The sequence below is a fragment of the Helicobacter trogontum genome (assembly GCF_000765905.2).
GTDB lineage: Bacteria > Campylobacterota > Campylobacteria > Campylobacterales > Helicobacteraceae > Helicobacter_A > Helicobacter_A trogontum.
This window is the reverse complement of sequence record NZ_JRPL02000007.1, coordinates 96,449-112,582: the sequence shown is the minus strand read 5'-3', so window position 1 is coordinate 112,582 and position 16,134 is coordinate 96,449. Positions and strand designations below refer to the sequence as shown.

Here is a 16,134-nt window from a genome sequence, read left to right as displayed (position 1 = left end):
AAGCTTTTCTCTCTTTTCACTTCTCCCCATTCTACTATCTGTAATTCTTTACCATTGAATCTAAGGGATAAAGAGGGTTTGCAATCTGGCTTGGTGAGAATGATTGGTTTGGTTAGCCATACTTTTAATTACTATTAGTGATACACCTATTGATTATAGAATCTGTAATGTCGTAAGAGTGCTATAGGCTGATACTTATTAATGCGCAAAGATAATTAAAGTATAATCTCATTGTGTAGGGTATTAGAGTTGTTTGGGAATAGCTGGGAGGATTATCTTGAAAGTTTGGTTGAATTGTTTGCGTATTATTGCTTATATTGTTATGTATTATGAGGTTTGAGTTTGAAAATTTGGCTTAGCGACACTCTCTCTTGTGAAATGTTTGTTTGGCTTATTTACGTGGTTGTTGATTGAATTACTTATGCATTCTTTTGGGCTTGGAGCTTGTTGTAAATATTCTTTCATATTAAATTCCATTATACCTCCCTTGCAAGTGTTACTTGGGAGTTCATAATAGTGTATATCTTTTTTGTAGTTTTGTTTTATTTAGATCATATTTGTTAACGGGTAGTATCAGGTATTAGTTCCTCATTTTCTATTAAGGCATTAAGAATATCGCATAAGTCTTGCATAATTTTTTCTAGGGTTTCTCTTTTAAGACTGCTTGGATTACCATTAACTTTTATCCTGCTTCTCCAAGCATCAGTTTCCCATATCCAAAAACAAGATAAATCATTGATAGTAAAATCCCAAATGCTCACATCAGGACCAAAAAGATAATTTTCATTTAATACTACATTGTATTGCTTGTATTGTGCTAGTGCTTTTATATAAAAAGGACAAACTTCTTCTTTACAAGAAAAATTCTCTAAACGAAATTCGAAACGCTTTTCTGAATCCCAATAACCGCCCCAATAAGTAACCTTTCTTTTTTCTGTCTGTATTAATTCTCCTTTTTTAGGTTTGAATGGTTTGATAATATATTGCACTATTTGTCGTATCATTTTGGTTTTATTCCTCAACCTGTGTATTACATTAATGGTTTAATCTCATTATTTTTCACACATTTGTTTAGCTCATTAACAATGACTTTGATATAGTTCTCAAGTTTATTAAGATTCTCTTCTGTCTCTTTACAAGGCAAGATGTAATGATATGGGGGATAATCATTATAATACCATATGCATGTTAAGTCATTGATACTGAACACCCAAGCCATTGTTTCTATCATATCTTTATATTCCAATAGGACGATATTATACCCAAAAGCCAACCATATATCCTTGCAGTAATCAAAAGCATCTGAATAACCAAAATTCCATATTTCAAACTCCCAACGCATATTCCCTTTTTCGTCTTCGTTATATTCTTTGTCATACCATATAGGATTATCTGATTTCGTTGTTTTTTCTCCGTTACTAAATCGTTAGGGTGCAAGCTTTCACTATTCTTGTAATTTTCTTGCTTTTGTTTGTTTTGTCCCATATTATCTTCATTTAAGGCATTTTCTATCTCATTTGATATATTTTCTATTAACCACTTCATTAGTCCTTTTAGAGCTATCAATAATTTTTCTATATACTTCATCAAGATCCTCACTTTCTTTGGGATATTTTTAATATAAAATTCAAAAGGCTTTATTCTTAGCGTATGGGTTAATGTGTAGTATGCAAGCCATAATCCTATCCTGCATAAGTTCCCTCGCTTGTTGTTTAATAGTATTTCTCAATGCATACAATTTCTCTGCTTGTTGTCTTAAATCTTGTATGTTACGAAATGGGTTTTCTATTGTCTTTAATTTATCATTATACCACCTTCTTGCAGCTTGATTAGAGAGTGTCTGTAATGGGTATGCATCTATTTTTTGTATTATCTCTTCCTAACTTTACAATGCTATTAATACTATCGTAAGCAAATTAATATGCAGCTTTTACTTTTGTTCCCATTATAAGAGCAATTATTTCTCCATTCACATCAATAAGCCCTTCTTCTTTGTATTGCATTGGAGAATAAATATAGAGTGTGATACCTACTTCATAATTGGGATTTCTACAAAAACAAAGAATCTAGTTCTATACCATTACCAGAGTATCCTGTTGCTAAATCCAAAATACTCTCTTCAAAATACTCCAAAATATCTACTTTAGTCAGGTTTGGAATCTGCAAAAATAATTCAAACTCTAAATCATAGGGTGTTTTTTGATGATTTTTCATTAGCTTACAAATTTCGTCAGGGAGTTCCAAAAATAGATAACTTTGTGTATGTGTGAGTATTTTATATCTCATTTTTTGTCCTTTATGCTGTGGATTTTTATTTTACTATCTATTTCTATGGTGGAACCACCAGAATTAGACTTCTTCCTGAACTGAATTATTGTGCCATCACTAAGTCTTCGTCTTTTTATCATAGTTCCTCCTTTTTTATCAAGTTTTTCTTCTAATATCTCCGCTCCCTCTGTAATATCGTCCCAAATTTCTCTTATTTGCTTGTTGTCTTTAGTCATAAATACTTTTTTATTTTTAGAGAATTACCACTCATCTATTTATCTTCCCAATCCATCTTATAATATTTCCATTATCATCTATCTCTACTTCTAAATCTTTGTATTTTTCGTAGAATCTTGGGGCTAAGACTTTTTCAAAGTATTCATCTCCTTTAGGGGTTCTTGCTACCCAAATATTATATTGACTCCAATATTTTGGAGTGTCCCAAGAGGTATCACTATACATTGTGCTGTAACCGCAATATGTCCTATTATTTGTTTCTGTGTTAAAATAAGTAGGACAATCTTGTTCGCTATACTCTTTGCCATTATAGATTAAAATATCGTCTTCGCCCCCTTTATTATATGCACCTGTATAAAAGAAATTATCCCTAAAATGTACCCAAGCTTGATACTTATCCTCTTTATAATAAGATAAATTAGTGGGATAGTCTATTTTATCGTAGTCATCATTATCACAATATGAGCCAAAGTCGATATAACCTGCTAAGAATAATTGTCCTATAACATTAATGTATTCGCTGATATAAGTAGGATTTGGGGTGTTTGGGGAAGCATTTTTATTAAGATTATCAAGTTTTAAATGTGTCCATATCACTATCTCATCGCCCTCAATCCTTGAAGCCCAAAACATAGATAATGCCAAAAATTCAAATAATTCTAAAATATCTACCTTTGTGGTAGTTGGAATCTGCAAAAACACAAGCAAATCGATTTGGTCATAATCATATTTATCATATCCCAAATTTATAGCAAATTTTTTAAACCATTCATCATTGTTATAAAAAAAACGCAACCAATTCTTTTCTTTATTGTAAGTTACAAATTTACTTCTCACTGCAATCCTCCTTTAATATGGATTCTATACATATTTTTCTGTGAGGGTATATGTATATCAATAGCCTTACCACCACTCTTAGAGCCTGCCCTATATACGATTTGTGTTTTATCGTCTAGTTGATGCCTTATTAGCGTCTCTTGCGTGGTTTGTCCTATCTTTTTCTTGGTTATAGGAATCGCTCTTTCCTCTATTTTTGTGGCATTCTTGGGTAATCTTGCCCATAATTCGTCTAATTCTTTTTCGGATTCAACAAATCGGGTTTTACTACTTCTTCCATATCCCAACTCTTTAGCAGTCAGCAACCCATCCATTATCTCAAAAATCTCCTCTCTACCCAAAGACTTTGATGTAGGTGTTGCTATCCTTACATCTTTTTGCCTCTATCTTTGCTAATAAGATTGCCTATTTTTCTACTATCTCTTTAGCCTAAGTACTTTTACTATCGGTATTATTATAACAGCATTTATCAAAGCTTTTTATACTCATCAACGCTTAGATTATCATAAGTAGATTCATTAGAGCCAAAGAGTGATAATTCATACAAAATATCTCTTGCTTGATGCGATATGGTATTGCAAGTATTGAGTTTATTATTACATAAAATTTTATAAATAGTAAGGGTTTAAATATTTACTATATGAAACCCTATCGCTTATACTGGTTTTTAAGAGAGAGGAGGTGTTGCATATTATCTTCAATACATGTTATCCTTGTGTTACAAAGCTTGGTTCTTTAATTTGAGTGTCAAGCGGATTAGCATATTGTGGTATAGATGTATTGCCCATATTATTACCCATGGCGTTATTTCCCACCAAACCATCATTTTGCATACCGCCGTGTTGTTGTGACATATTGGCAAACGGATTATTCATTGTTTCTATTTGCCTCTCACTTGTCATATGCGATTGGTTGTTTTTGGGTGTATTTTGCATCTGATTGTTTTGTGCTGTCTGTTGCAGCATAGAGGCTAGTGGATTATTATCATGCGTTGGGTTTGCATTACTTATGCTATGCGTACCACCCGCTTTTTGTGCAATTTGTTGTGTTGATTCCTTATTAATCTTTGGCATAGATTCTGTTGTCTTAGATTCTGGTTTGATAGAAAGTTTATCCAATTCTTCTTTGTCTAGCTGTCTGCCTTTATCTGCCGCATCAAGCATTTTTTCATACTTCTTCATCTCTTTTGCTTTTGCAATTCTCTTAGCTTCCTCTGCCTCAGCTTGCAAAGTCTCTTCATCTTTGTTTGCCTCCGCTTCAGCAGCAAGTTTAGCTTCTCTATCATTGATAATCTTTTCGTATTTTTGACTTAAAGATTCCGTGCTTAAATCATCTTCATACGCTTTTCTTGCTTTACTTGCATCTGCCTTTATAGATTCAATTGTTTTGTGCGTTGCACTATCACCTTTTGGATAAAACTCCAAAGCATTTTGTACAGGCACAATATTATCACCCAATCGCATGAGAGGAGTGCCCTTATCATAAATAATACTTTGCACCTCACCCCTTCCTATACGAGTTTCATCGTATTGTTTTGTCTCTGGATTTAGATTATAGTGTGCTTTTACCTGATAGCTTCCAGGCTCTACAATATTGCCTTTAGAATCTTTGCCATCCCAACTAAAGTCAATATAACCTTGTTGCCCATTTTTATTCACTAAAGATATGGTGCGGACAATCTCATTATTTGGACTCAAGATTTCAATCACTGGGCTACCTTGAGCAGCATCAATTTTATTATCAAAATATAAGCTAAAATGATTCTCACCGCTTCCTGAAACATTTAAACCCATAATATCTGTCTCTGCAATTTTTCCTATCATAGAAACTGCATTAAGTGTATTTGCTTTTGCTCCTTGTGTTGTAGCATGAGTATTTTCTTCCATACCCATATTAAGCATTTCAAGTGATTTCTTCATGTCTTTTTGGAAGTCTTGCAAAGCTTTGTTTGTCTCCTGTGAAGCTTTCATAGCTTGAGCAACTTCTTTCATAGTCTTTTTGTTTTCTTCTTGCATTTCCACTTGTGTAAGCTGTGCTGTTTGCGTGATAATTTTATCAGTTTCCATTGGAGAGGTTGGATCTTGATTTTTTAATTGCTCCAAAAAGAGTTTCATAAAAGCATCTTTATCTAATCCATTTGCAATCTGTGTGCTTTCTTTTTTCTTCTCTCTTGCGGCTGTTAAGCCTGTTACTTCACCTAAATCGATTGCCATCTTCTATCCTTTGTTGTGCAATATCCTTAAATACGCAAAGTGTTAGCAATTTTCATTCCTATTTATATCTCACGAATTCATGATTTATAAAAAGATGTATGGAAAATGATATATAGCATTCAAAATAGGAGAGAAATAAAAATTAATGAGCATGGAAAATCTAACTATCACACACCATTATGAGAGAAAAGATTATATATTCATACTTGCTACAAAATGAGTAAGACTGAATTAATCGTCATGTCTTATGCACTTTACAAAGCTACACTTACAGAGGTTTAGATCATAAGCTGCTTTCAATATGTTTAATACTTCTAATAAACCTTGCATAAAAGTTTATTCAAAGACGTATTAGGAGCTTCTACTCTTGTAAAATATTTTATATGTTTTGATACAAAATGCACAAGAGCTTCTCACCCTGTTATTTATATTGCCTCACTTAGACTTAAATGCTACTTGTATTGCTTTGGTAAATACATCTAAATAAAAGCTATTAGTAATCCCTGAACTAAGAATTTGTTTTATCTCTCTTATGTAATGCTTGCAAAAATTCTTCATATGCTTTTCCAAGTTCTTTTTCCTTGGTGCTTAATTCATCACTTCTTTTACGTAAAAAGTCTTTGCATTTTGTATTATCATCTGGCATATTTGTTAAAATATCTTCTAAAATCTTAATTCTGCACAACATATACTCAAACATACTTTGATCAACATCTGGTAGCTTTGTCCTTGTTGGCTTTTCATTCTTTTCTTGTTTATCTTCCTTATTTATAACTCTAGCAGGGATACCAACTGCAGTACTTTGATCTGGCACATCTTTGATGACAACAGAGTTTGATCCAATCTTTGCATGTTCGCCAATCACAATATCACCAAGCACTTTTGCTCCAGCACCAATAATTGCATTATGTAAGATTGTGGGGTGTCTTTTTGTGCGTTCCAAACTCACCCCGCCCAAACTCACCCCTTGATAAATTGTCACATCATTGCCAATTTGTGTAGTTTCTCCAATCACTACGCCAATACCATGATCAATAAATACTCTTCTGCCAATATAGGCTGCTGGATGAATATCAATGTTTGTGATAAATTGTGTCCACCCCATAATCAAACGTGCCAAAAGCTTAAAGCCCTTTCTATAAAATCTATGTGCGATTCTATAATGCACGATCGCAATTAACCCAGGATAGTTTAAAAAAAGTTCTAAGAAATGATTAAAAGCTGGATCTTTTAATTGAGGTGTAGTGAAATCTTCTTTAATCTGTTCCCAGAGTGATGGAAATTCTTTATGTATAATATTATTACTTGAATCAATTACATTATGTTGTGTATTATTTGTATTCATAAATTCTTCCTTATTATAAAGCTGCTATTATAATATATAATAATTTCAAATAATAATTACATTTTCATCAAATGAATTGGAATTTAAGAAGAAATTAGATTTTAGCATCTACCCCTCTTGTTGTTGCTTTAAAAGTTTTTCTGCATAGCTTAGAGCATGTTGATCTAGCTTTGAACCACTTATCATACGTGCTACCTCTTTTATACGCTCTTTTTTATTTAAAGGTTTTATCACGCTTGTATTTTCAGAATCTTTACTTACAAGATAGTGCTTATCACATAAAAGAGGCATAAATGGCTGATGGGAAATAGCAAACACTTGATAATGTTTTGATAAAAATTGTAAAAGTTTAGCGACACCTTCACTTTCTTCACCACTTAAATTTGCATCAATCTCATCAAGTATCAATACCCCTCCATTGCAAGTATTGCAATCTGCTGCTACACAGAGCATAGCAAGTCGCATACGATTATATTCTCCTGATGACAACACGCTTTTTTGCTTTGAAGCAAGATGAATTTGTAGTGTATCTATACCATGTTGATAACACTCTGTTTGAATCTGATCTATTCCAACAGATTCTAATTTTAATTCCTTTGCATAATAATTGATTTTTTCCACAAACTTTGGCAAACATTCTTTTCGTTTTTCATGCAATATATTTGCAAGAGATTCCAATCTTTGTGTAAGTTGTGTAAATTGTGCCTCAAGTTTTGTTTTGTCAAACTCAACACTTTCATATTCTTGTAGCTTTTGTTGTTGCATAGCAAGATGTTTTAATGCTTCTTCTTCGCTGCCATATTTTCGAATGATATCTGCCAACATACTAATACGTTCAAGCAGAGATTCTATATCCATGTCAAGACTATTAAATTCATGCAATCCATTTTCTATATGTCCTCTTGCCTCCATTATACTTGAGAGAAAAGTCGTATTATCAATACCAAGTAGCTCAAGAGCTTTATGCACAGAATCTAAATTATCAAGCTCTTGTAATGCCTTATCGCAAGTTTCCATAACTTTTTCTCTCTTACTTAGCAGCTTTTTATCATGCATAAGTCTTTCATATTCGCCAACTTGTGGTTGCACCTTTGTAATTTTATCAATCTCAAATTGTGCAAAATCTTTCAGACTCTCTATATTTCTTTGCATCTCTTCTATTTCTTGCAGTTTTATTTTACATTGTTTATGCTCAATAAAAGTTTTACTATAATCTTGTAGAATCTCACTAAATTTAGAATCTTGCTGTATCAAAAGAGAGTTTAAGATATGAATCATATATTCATTTTCCAACTCATTGCCATCTTTAATACTAATGTATTTTATAAAATGATTTGCAATCTCGCTGAGTTTCTTTTTTGAGATTGCTTGATTATTAATGAAATATCGTGCATTCTGTTTTTTTAGAACAGAGATAATAATCTCATCGTCAAACTCCTCTGCTATCCCAAAATCTTCCAAACAAATACCAAGTTCTTTTAATTGCAATGTAAGACTTACCTCAACCAATGCAGCATGAGATTCCTTTAGACCAAACGCACTAAGCATTGCATGCAAGAATACAGACTTCCCACTACCACTAATCCCACTTATCACATTAAAACCTTTATATAAGTCAAGCTCAATATGTGAAAATGCAGGTGATTTATCTATCAAAATACGCGTTACCATACAAAATCCATTTTTATTTTTATTATAGCATGTCTATGAGAGTGTATATATAATGCGATATATTTCCTTATATTGCTTTAGATTCTATGTTTATTTTTTCTAACAAAACATCTCAAATCAATAATATTGACAAGCTGCTATATAACTATATTATATTTTAATAATAGTTATTGTATATTTTTAAGTTAAATAATACGATTTATTATTAATTTTAATATTATTGTGCTACAATAATATTCTAAATAAATTTTAAATAAAAGGATATTAAATGTTAGGATATAGCTCAAATTGTCGCACTTCAAAGCATGTCTCACGCTTTTCCTTGATCTCTTTAATACTATCAAGTTTTATGTTTGCAGATGCGAAAAATGAAGATAGTCAATCAGATAATAACGCACAAATAAAGAAAATACAACAAGTCGTAACAACTGCAAGAGGTACAGAACAGCTGCTAAAAGATGCTCCTGCTTCTATTACTGTTATTAGTCGAGAAGAGTTAGAAAATAAACCTCATAGGGATTTAGCAGAAGCTTTAGCAGGTATTCCTGGTGTAGATGTCAATACAGAGCTTGGAAAAACAGGCGGATTAAAGATTTCTATCCGTGGAATGCCATCAAACTACACGCTAATTCTCATCGATGGCAAACGGACAAATGTCTCAGGAGATATCAACACAAACAACAATGGTTGGGCTCAAGCAGACACAAGTTTTATGCCACCTTTAAGTGCAATTGAAAGGATTGAAGTCATTCGTGGTCCTATGAGCACACTATATGGAAGTGATGCGATAGGAGGTGTAATTAATATTATTACAAAAAAGAGTTTTGATAAATATGCTGTGAACATAGGATTGGAAACAACACAAAATGAAGATAGACAATATGGCTCTGGTTACATGTTAAATCTCTTTGGTGTTGCACCAATTATTAAAGATAAACTTGGTATACAACTACGCTCACGTTATTACTTTAGAGAACCATCTGATGTCAAATATCAATACACCATTACGCAACCTGGTGGTGGGAATGGTGCTCCTGGTGTTGGCAGTGTGGTTACTGATAGTGCTGGTTTCATTGGGAATCCAACAATGGCACACATATATGATATTGGAGGTAGAATCCTATATAACCTCAATGATAATAATCATATCTATCTAGATAGTAGCTATGCAAATCAATGGTATGATAACAGAAAACAACAGCTAGGAGAACACACAAGCACAGCACCTGAGTATATAGTAAGGCGAAACAACACTCTATTATCACACAAAGGCACATATGGATCATGGAGTATGGACAACTCAATACAATTTAATCAAAGCTGGAATGATGGACGTATGACAAATACAAACCCAAACCATCCACGAGAGATTGCTGGGAAAGATGTTATATTAGAAACAAAAAGCTTTCTTGATCTACCTTATGAGAATTATTTGAGTATTGGTGGTCAATATTGGTTTTCGTGGATGCAGGATATGGTAGCAAACCCAAGTCAATTTTCACAGCACACATTTGCACTTTTTGCAGAAAATGAATGGGAAGCATTTGAGGGGTTTCGTTTGACTCTAGGTGTGAGAGAAAACTGGAACTCAAAATTTGGCTTTAACACCTCCCCCAAAGCCTATATAGTATATGAGGCAATTCCTGATTGGCTCACACTTAAAGGTGGTGTAAGTGCAGGTTACAAGGCACCTTATCTTAATCAGCTCGTTGATGGATATTATGGATTTGGATCACAAGGAAGGTTAGCATTTTTAGGTAACCCTAACCTAAAACCTGAAACAAGCTTAAATGTTGAGGTAACCGCTCTTACTGATAACGACTATTTTGAATCTGGAGTAACCTACTTTTATAGCCTCTTTTGGGATAAAATAAGCCTAGAAACCGTATCAACAACACCTAATCCAAGTCTATGTGGTGGAAATTTTAGTCGAGGTTGTAGTCGTGCTATGAACGTGGATAAGTCATATATACAAGGCGTAGAAGTTTATGCTGGGATTAAGCCAATTTATGGGATAAGTTTTGATGTAAATTACACATTTACTGATAGCGAACAACTCACAGGAGATCTAAAAGGTTCACCACTCACAGATACACTAGATCATAGATTTAACGCGAAGCTTGGCTATACATGGGAAGATTTTCATATTTATTTACGAAGTGAAGTGCAAGGTAATCGCTTTAAAGGAGAAGTGACTGCACAAGAAAAGGCAATACTAGGCGAATATTACAAACCTTTTATGTTATTACATTTAGGAACGACTTATAGGATAAATGAACACTTCAAATTAAATTTTGCTGTTTATAATCTTTTGGATAAAAACTTTGCAGAATATAGACAATATGGCTGGGAGACTAACATGACCACACCTCAAATTGCAAACCTATATAACTACATTGCTGAGGGCAGACGCTATTGGTTTAGTATAAACATGGATTTTTAAGTTAATGTATATTCATTCTTACTATTAAGAAACATAGTTTCTACATATTAAGTTTAATGGCTTAATCATAATACATGAGTGCCAATATATTACTTTGTTGCACTCTGCAATATAATAGATTAAACATTGTGTAAAAAAGCAAAACAATAGTGTAGAAGTATATACCTACATGAGTTTTTTCTTGAACACATGTGAGCAAATAATCCACACAAGAAGGTATCTGCATACCTGCCTTGTTGCAATCAAACAGCACATATTACCCTATCCAATCACATATTTAATACCACACACAGAATCAATACATAAAAATATCATATCAAGAAAAATATAATGTAGATATTTCAAAGCTATCAGGCATACTTATTAAAGAGGCTATCTAAAAACCTCTTCACTATGAATATTTCCATCTAAAAAATGGATTGCTCTATGTGCATATTGTGCCATGTCGGGCTCGTGGGTTACCATAAGTATTGTAATATTCATATCATAATTAAGTCTTGTTAGAATCTCCATAACTTCTTTGCTTCTTTTTGTATCAAGATTTCCTGTTGGCTCATCAGCAAGAAGAAACAAAGGTTTCATAACAATTGCACGTGCGATTGCTACACGCTGACATTGCCCACCACTAAGTTCTCCACTACTATGGTGTGACCAATCTGCAAGCCCTACCATATCAAGTGCTTCTAGCGCAATCTTTTGTCTCTCTTTTTTATGCATACCGCGATATATAAGCGGTAGCTCCACATTTTCAAGTGCAGAAGTCCTAGACAAAAGATTAAATCCTTGAAAAATAAATCCCATATAATGCCGTCGCAATAATGCTCTTTGTGTTCGCGTCAGCTTAAATACATCAACACCATTAAAATAATACTTTCCAGTTGTTGCTACATCAAGACAGCCAAGTATATTTGCCATTGTTGATTTACCTGATCCAGAAGGACCCATAAGTGCTACAAATTCGCCTTTTTTAATCTCCAAATCGACACCATGTAAAGCTTGAAAAGTATTTTTGCCTTTGCCATAAATCTTTGTTATAGAATCTAATTGTATGAAACCCAAAAGACAAACTCCTTATAAAGTCCTAATCCTACAATATATAACATTTACAAAAGTTTTTCAGGCATAATTTTTGCCAATGTTTTATAGAATCTAAGCCATATACTCGTATTAGGTGGAACAAAAAATTTCTGCATTCCCTCTTCACCCTTTAACTCCCAATGGCATTTTTGTGTCGTTCCATCACATACAATTTTGTAGGAATCTTGCATTTGAGATTCTGTAATTTTATATAGCTGCTCTGCTAGCTCTTTGCTTTTAAAAAACACAATGCTTTCAGTATTAAGCATTGCGGAACGATAATCAAGATTAAAACTACCCACAGCAATAGTATGAGAATCTATAATCATATATTTTGAATGCAAACTTACTTTACCTTTTGATGAATGATAAAATTTTGCCTTATCCTTTAATTTTGCTTTCTTAGACTCCAAATTTGGATACTCATAAACCTGTGCACCCATTAAAGCAAGCTTGTCACGATAATTCTCCCAATGCGAATACACAGGGATAACATCAACAGAGGCAAGGGAATTTGTAAGAATCTTAATGGTAATCCCCCTTTTGTGTATAAAATCACGCCATACATCCATCGCAGCAACTCCTGGGACAAGGTATGATGAAGAAATAACAATGGATTTTTTTGCTTGGCTGAGATTATAAGATAAGGCTTCAAGGATGGGTGTTGTAATCAGCTCATTTCCTCTATCAACCTTGTCTGGAGAATCAGCTAAAAATACGCCCTCTCCCCAAGCCATCTTAAACTCTTTGTTTTTATATTTTGCTTTAAAGATCTCCATGTCACTTAAATATTCTTCCCAATCTGCTTTTCCTACGTTATATTGCTTTGCCTGTTCCTCTGGACTTTTTGCTTTTTTATGATATTGCTTCATTTTTCTTTTACTAGGAAAAAGATTGACTGGAATACTTCTTTTATAGTTCCAAAACTCTTCAAAGTTTAACTTTGCATCTTTTGCAATATTGCCAATGAATAATAAATCTGTGTCAGTAAAATTTACACTTGCATTTTCAAAATACTCATCAGCTATATTTCTTCCTCCCGCAATCAATGCAGTATCATCAAAGATGAAAAGCTTATTGTGCATACGTTTATTGATACGACTGAAGTTAAATATTGCCTCAAACGCATGCATAGGACCAAAGCGAAAGAAATAAGGATTGAAGATACGCACTTCAATATTTTCATGATTATCAAGCATCATTAGGTCATAAAAATTAGATGAAATCCCATTGTCATCAATTAAGATTCTAATTTTTACACCGCGATTTGCTGCTTCATACAACTCTCTTGCAAGGAGTCTTGAGGTTAGCTCGTTTTTGTAAATGTATGTTTGAATATCAATAGTTTTTGTAGCCATTTGCACAAAGCCCAGCCTATGTAAAAGTGCACTTGAACCATCAGCAATAATTAATGCACCATCTTTTTGTTGTTCTAACTCTTCTTTATATGGTTCTGCAATAGGGCTTTTAAAGGTATTATATTGTGGAACATAATGGGTCTTTACACTATGATTCATAGAAGTTAATGGTGAACATGCACTAAAAATAAGTAACACCAAGACACACAATAAAAGTGCAGCAATCAGTGATGACCCTGCACTTAGTATTGTGGTAAAATCTGACATTGTTTTTCCCATATATTACATTGTCCACTACAACGTTTCCATAAAATCTTGCAAGACCGCCACCATAACCCCAGCACTTTCCACCCACACTTCCTCATTAATGGAATGCGGTGCATTAATTGATGGACCAATACTTAGCGCAATAATATCAGATAACCCCATATTATGGAATCTTTGCAATAAAACACCGCATTCAAGCCCAGCATGTAACTCAACTATTTTTGGCTTTATATTTAAAGGTCGTGTAAATTTTTGCATACTAGCACACATTGAATTTAAAATTTCTCTAAGTGTATATGGTGTTTGTGCTTTTATCCCTTCTGTTTTACATAAAGATTCATCGATACTGCCATCTTGTATGCTTTTATCTTGCTTTTCCCATGGAGCATAATAATCACTTGTTTGAATTTGCAAACTCTCTTGTTTCTGACTTGGTTGGATTTTATTTAATATGCTTTTTAATGTAGATAGATTTTCTTGCAATAAGTCATTTGTATTAGCACGACCCATGAAAGAAAGCGTTAAGCTTCCATTCGCAAATGAAATATGTGAAAGACTACGGGAATTTTGCACAGCTTTTTTCACACTATCAAGCACACCTATTTTTAAGCTCACAAGCAAATTATATAAAATGTTAAACTCTATGCCATTTGGAATCTGCAAAAAGACCTCATTTGTTTTATCAAGCAATTCATTATGCTGCTCCTTTAATTCCTCAAGCACAAAGAACTCATTTGATTCTATATGTAATTTTTGCTTACTTGCAATAATAAGTTTTGAGTGCATAGGAATTGAATTGCGTTTTTCCCCACCTTTCCAATTAATTACAAATAGCGAATCTTTCTCGCTTTCTGTTAAAGATTCATTTAAAAAATATGCACTTTGAAGAATGGCATTTTGATAATTTGGCAAAGGGTTATTAATATCTAATCCACTATGCCCTCCAGCAAAATTTCTTGAATGCAATACATAGTAATGATAATTTAGAGGTATTTCTTTTGTGATAAACTCACTTTGATAGTTTAAGTCAAAACCACCAGCACAACTTATAGTAATCTCCCCTAACACTTCAGAATCAAGATTGAGCAATATCTTAGAGGCAATGGGAATGTCTAACTCCTTTGCTCCAATCATGCCCACTTCCTCATCATTTGTAAAAAGAAATTCTGCAGATACTCCCTGCTGCATAAAGTACATCATGATTGCCATACCCATACCATTGTCAGCACCAAGACTAGAATCTTGGGCTTTCAGCCAAGTTTGTTTAATATTATTACGCTTTTTCTTTGTTTGCAAAAGCTTTAATGCTAGATTTTGTGCTGCAACACCAACACACACCATATCATAATGGCATTGGAAACATACTTTAGATTGCACACCCTCCCTGTATGCAAGTATATTACCAATAGAATCTTTTTTCACTGCATAGTTGTTTGATTTGGCAAAAGATTCTAAAAATGCTGCCATTTCGTCTGTGTTGTGACTACCATGTGGGATTGTTGTAAGATGATAAAAAATATTGAGTATTGCTTGTGTAAAATGCTCTATTGCAGACATTGTATTATCCTTAAATTCAGTATTAATTCATAAAGCAACAAAAATATTATAACCTTGAAAATTATATTTTTGATAAATCTTCTTTTTTGTTTAATAAAGCCCCTTTAAACTTAGATAGAATCCTGCGTCTAGACTTTATTCAAGGAGCATGTATGAAAATATTAGTCATTCAAGGACCAAATCTAAACATGTTAGGACACAGAGATCCAAGGTTGTATGGGACTATGACACTAGAGCAAATCCATAACAACATGAGTGCGTTTGCTGCGACACAAAAGGGTGCAAATGGTGAATCTTTGGAACTTGAATTTTTTCAAAGTAATTTTGAAGGTGAGATTATTGATAAGTTGCAAGAGTGTGTTGGTGGCGAATATGATGGCGTGATTATGAATCCAGGTGGCTTATCTCACACTTCTATTTGTGTAGCCGATGCAATCGTGGCATCTGGTGTACCCGTGGTTGAAGCACATTTAAGCAATATCCATGCGCGAGAACCTGAACGTCGAGTGAGTGTTACTGGTGCGGTAAGCGTAGGGATTATATCAGGCTTTGGACCACTAAGCTATCATCTAGCACTCATTGCTGTTATGAATGTAGTCAATGAAATCAAGATGTTAAAACAAAACCAACAAACACAACAACAAGCTTAATATCCAAGTAATGCAAAGTGAGTCCCTAAAAAGAAAGCTTATAATGTAGGATTATACTGCTTTCTTGTGCTTTAAGGTGATCAATCCTTTAGCTTTTGCCCACATCCAATAAAGATCGCAAATATCTAAGATTTCAATTTTGAGGTTTGCCGTATTGTATAATAGGCGGTGCAACCTACAGGTATGCTTCTTTTATGCTTTATAAAATATG

Annotated in this window: 15 protein-coding genes; 2 read left to right on the top strand and 13 right to left on the bottom strand. The window is 33.5% G+C overall.

All coding sequences use genetic code 11. The annotated features are described in order from the left end of the window. Positions 1-327: 327 nt before the first annotated feature. The 10 genes from LS81_RS11240 to LS81_RS04570 all read right to left on the bottom strand — a co-directional run bounded on the left by LS81_RS11240 (position 328) and on the right by LS81_RS04570 (position 8,571). Positions 328-477, bottom strand: coding sequence for a hypothetical protein (locus LS81_RS11240; protein ID WP_158659402.1), 150 nt, complete (start codon positions 475-477; stop codon positions 328-330). An 83-nt stretch (positions 478-560) separates the two neighbouring features. Continuing rightward, positions 561-1,004: a hypothetical protein gene (locus tag LS81_RS04615; RefSeq protein ID WP_233715884.1), complete on the bottom strand. Its 444-nt coding sequence runs from the start codon at positions 1,002-1,004 to the stop codon at positions 561-563. A gap of 26 nt (positions 1,005-1,030) precedes the next feature. Beyond that, positions 1,031-1,342 (bottom strand): hypothetical protein, encoded by a 312-nt coding sequence (locus LS81_RS04610; protein ID WP_233715885.1) that lies wholly within the window; start codon positions 1,340-1,342, stop codon positions 1,031-1,033. 707 nt (positions 1,343-2,049) lie between these two features. After that, positions 2,050-2,286, bottom strand: coding sequence for a hypothetical protein (locus LS81_RS04600; protein ID WP_034345212.1), 237 nt, complete (start codon positions 2,284-2,286; stop codon positions 2,050-2,052). Further along, positions 2,283-2,504: a hypothetical protein gene (locus LS81_RS04595; protein WP_104696470.1), complete on the bottom strand. Its 222-nt coding sequence runs from the start codon at positions 2,502-2,504 to the stop codon at positions 2,283-2,285. Before LS81_RS04595 ends, LS81_RS04600 begins: the two co-directional genes overlap by 4 nt. A 31-nt stretch (positions 2,505-2,535) precedes the next feature. Continuing rightward, positions 2,536-3,342, bottom strand: coding sequence for a hypothetical protein (locus LS81_RS04590; protein WP_104696471.1), 807 nt, complete (start codon positions 3,340-3,342; stop codon positions 2,536-2,538). Then, positions 3,339-3,656, bottom strand: a complete 318-nt coding sequence (locus LS81_RS04585) for a hypothetical protein (protein ID WP_138069873.1) — start codon at positions 3,654-3,656, stop codon at positions 3,339-3,341. The genes LS81_RS04590 and LS81_RS04585 overlap by 4 nt, the downstream gene beginning before the upstream one ends. Before the next feature lie 393 nt (positions 3,657-4,049). Beyond that, positions 4,050-5,555 (bottom strand): flagellar hook assembly protein FlgD, encoded by a 1,506-nt coding sequence (flgD, locus tag LS81_RS12405; protein WP_034344791.1) that lies wholly within the window; start codon positions 5,553-5,555, stop codon positions 4,050-4,052. A 508-nt stretch (positions 5,556-6,063) separates the two neighbouring features. After that, positions 6,064-6,900 carry a serine O-acetyltransferase gene (gene cysE, locus LS81_RS04575; protein ID WP_052096460.1) on the bottom strand — a complete coding sequence of 279 codons (837 nt, stop codon included), beginning with the start codon at positions 6,898-6,900 and terminating at the stop codon, positions 6,064-6,066. A gap of 108 nt (positions 6,901-7,008) precedes the next feature. Then, complete coding sequence (locus tag LS81_RS04570) at positions 7,009-8,571, bottom strand: DNA repair protein RecN (RefSeq protein WP_034344793.1); 1,563 nt, start codon at positions 8,569-8,571, stop codon at positions 7,009-7,011. 268 nt (positions 8,572-8,839) lie between these two features. Here LS81_RS04570 and LS81_RS04565 point away from each other — a divergent pair, with 268 nt between their 5' ends. Then, entirely contained in the window at positions 8,840-11,014 is a 2,175-nt protein-coding gene (locus LS81_RS04565; protein WP_034344795.1) for a TonB-dependent receptor domain-containing protein, read from the top strand. A 372-nt stretch (positions 11,015-11,386) separates the two neighbouring features. Here LS81_RS04565 and LS81_RS04560 read toward each other — a convergent pair whose 3' ends face one another. Genes LS81_RS04560 through LS81_RS04550 form a run of 3 tightly spaced genes read right to left on the bottom strand, consistent with a single transcriptional unit; the run spans position 11,387 to position 15,273 of the window. Beyond that, complete coding sequence (locus tag LS81_RS04560) at positions 11,387-12,073, bottom strand: ABC transporter ATP-binding protein (RefSeq protein WP_034344801.1); 687 nt, start codon at positions 12,071-12,073, stop codon at positions 11,387-11,389. Between the two features lie 44 nt (positions 12,074-12,117). Next, positions 12,118-13,716: a phospholipase D family protein gene (locus LS81_RS04555; RefSeq protein WP_034344804.1), complete on the bottom strand. Its 1,599-nt coding sequence runs from the start codon at positions 13,714-13,716 to the stop codon at positions 12,118-12,120. 27 nt (positions 13,717-13,743) lie between these two features. Then, complete coding sequence (locus LS81_RS04550; protein ID WP_034344807.1) at positions 13,744-15,273, bottom strand: zinc-binding metallopeptidase family protein; 1,530 nt, start codon at positions 15,271-15,273, stop codon at positions 13,744-13,746. A gap of 152 nt (positions 15,274-15,425) precedes the next feature. On the opposite strand from LS81_RS04550, the gene aroQ reads away from it, so the two are divergent. Then, on the top strand, positions 15,426-15,923 hold the full coding sequence (gene aroQ / locus LS81_RS04545; RefSeq protein WP_034344810.1) for a type II 3-dehydroquinate dehydratase: 498 nt from the start codon (positions 15,426-15,428) through the stop codon (positions 15,921-15,923). Positions 15,924-16,134 lie beyond the last annotated feature (211 nt).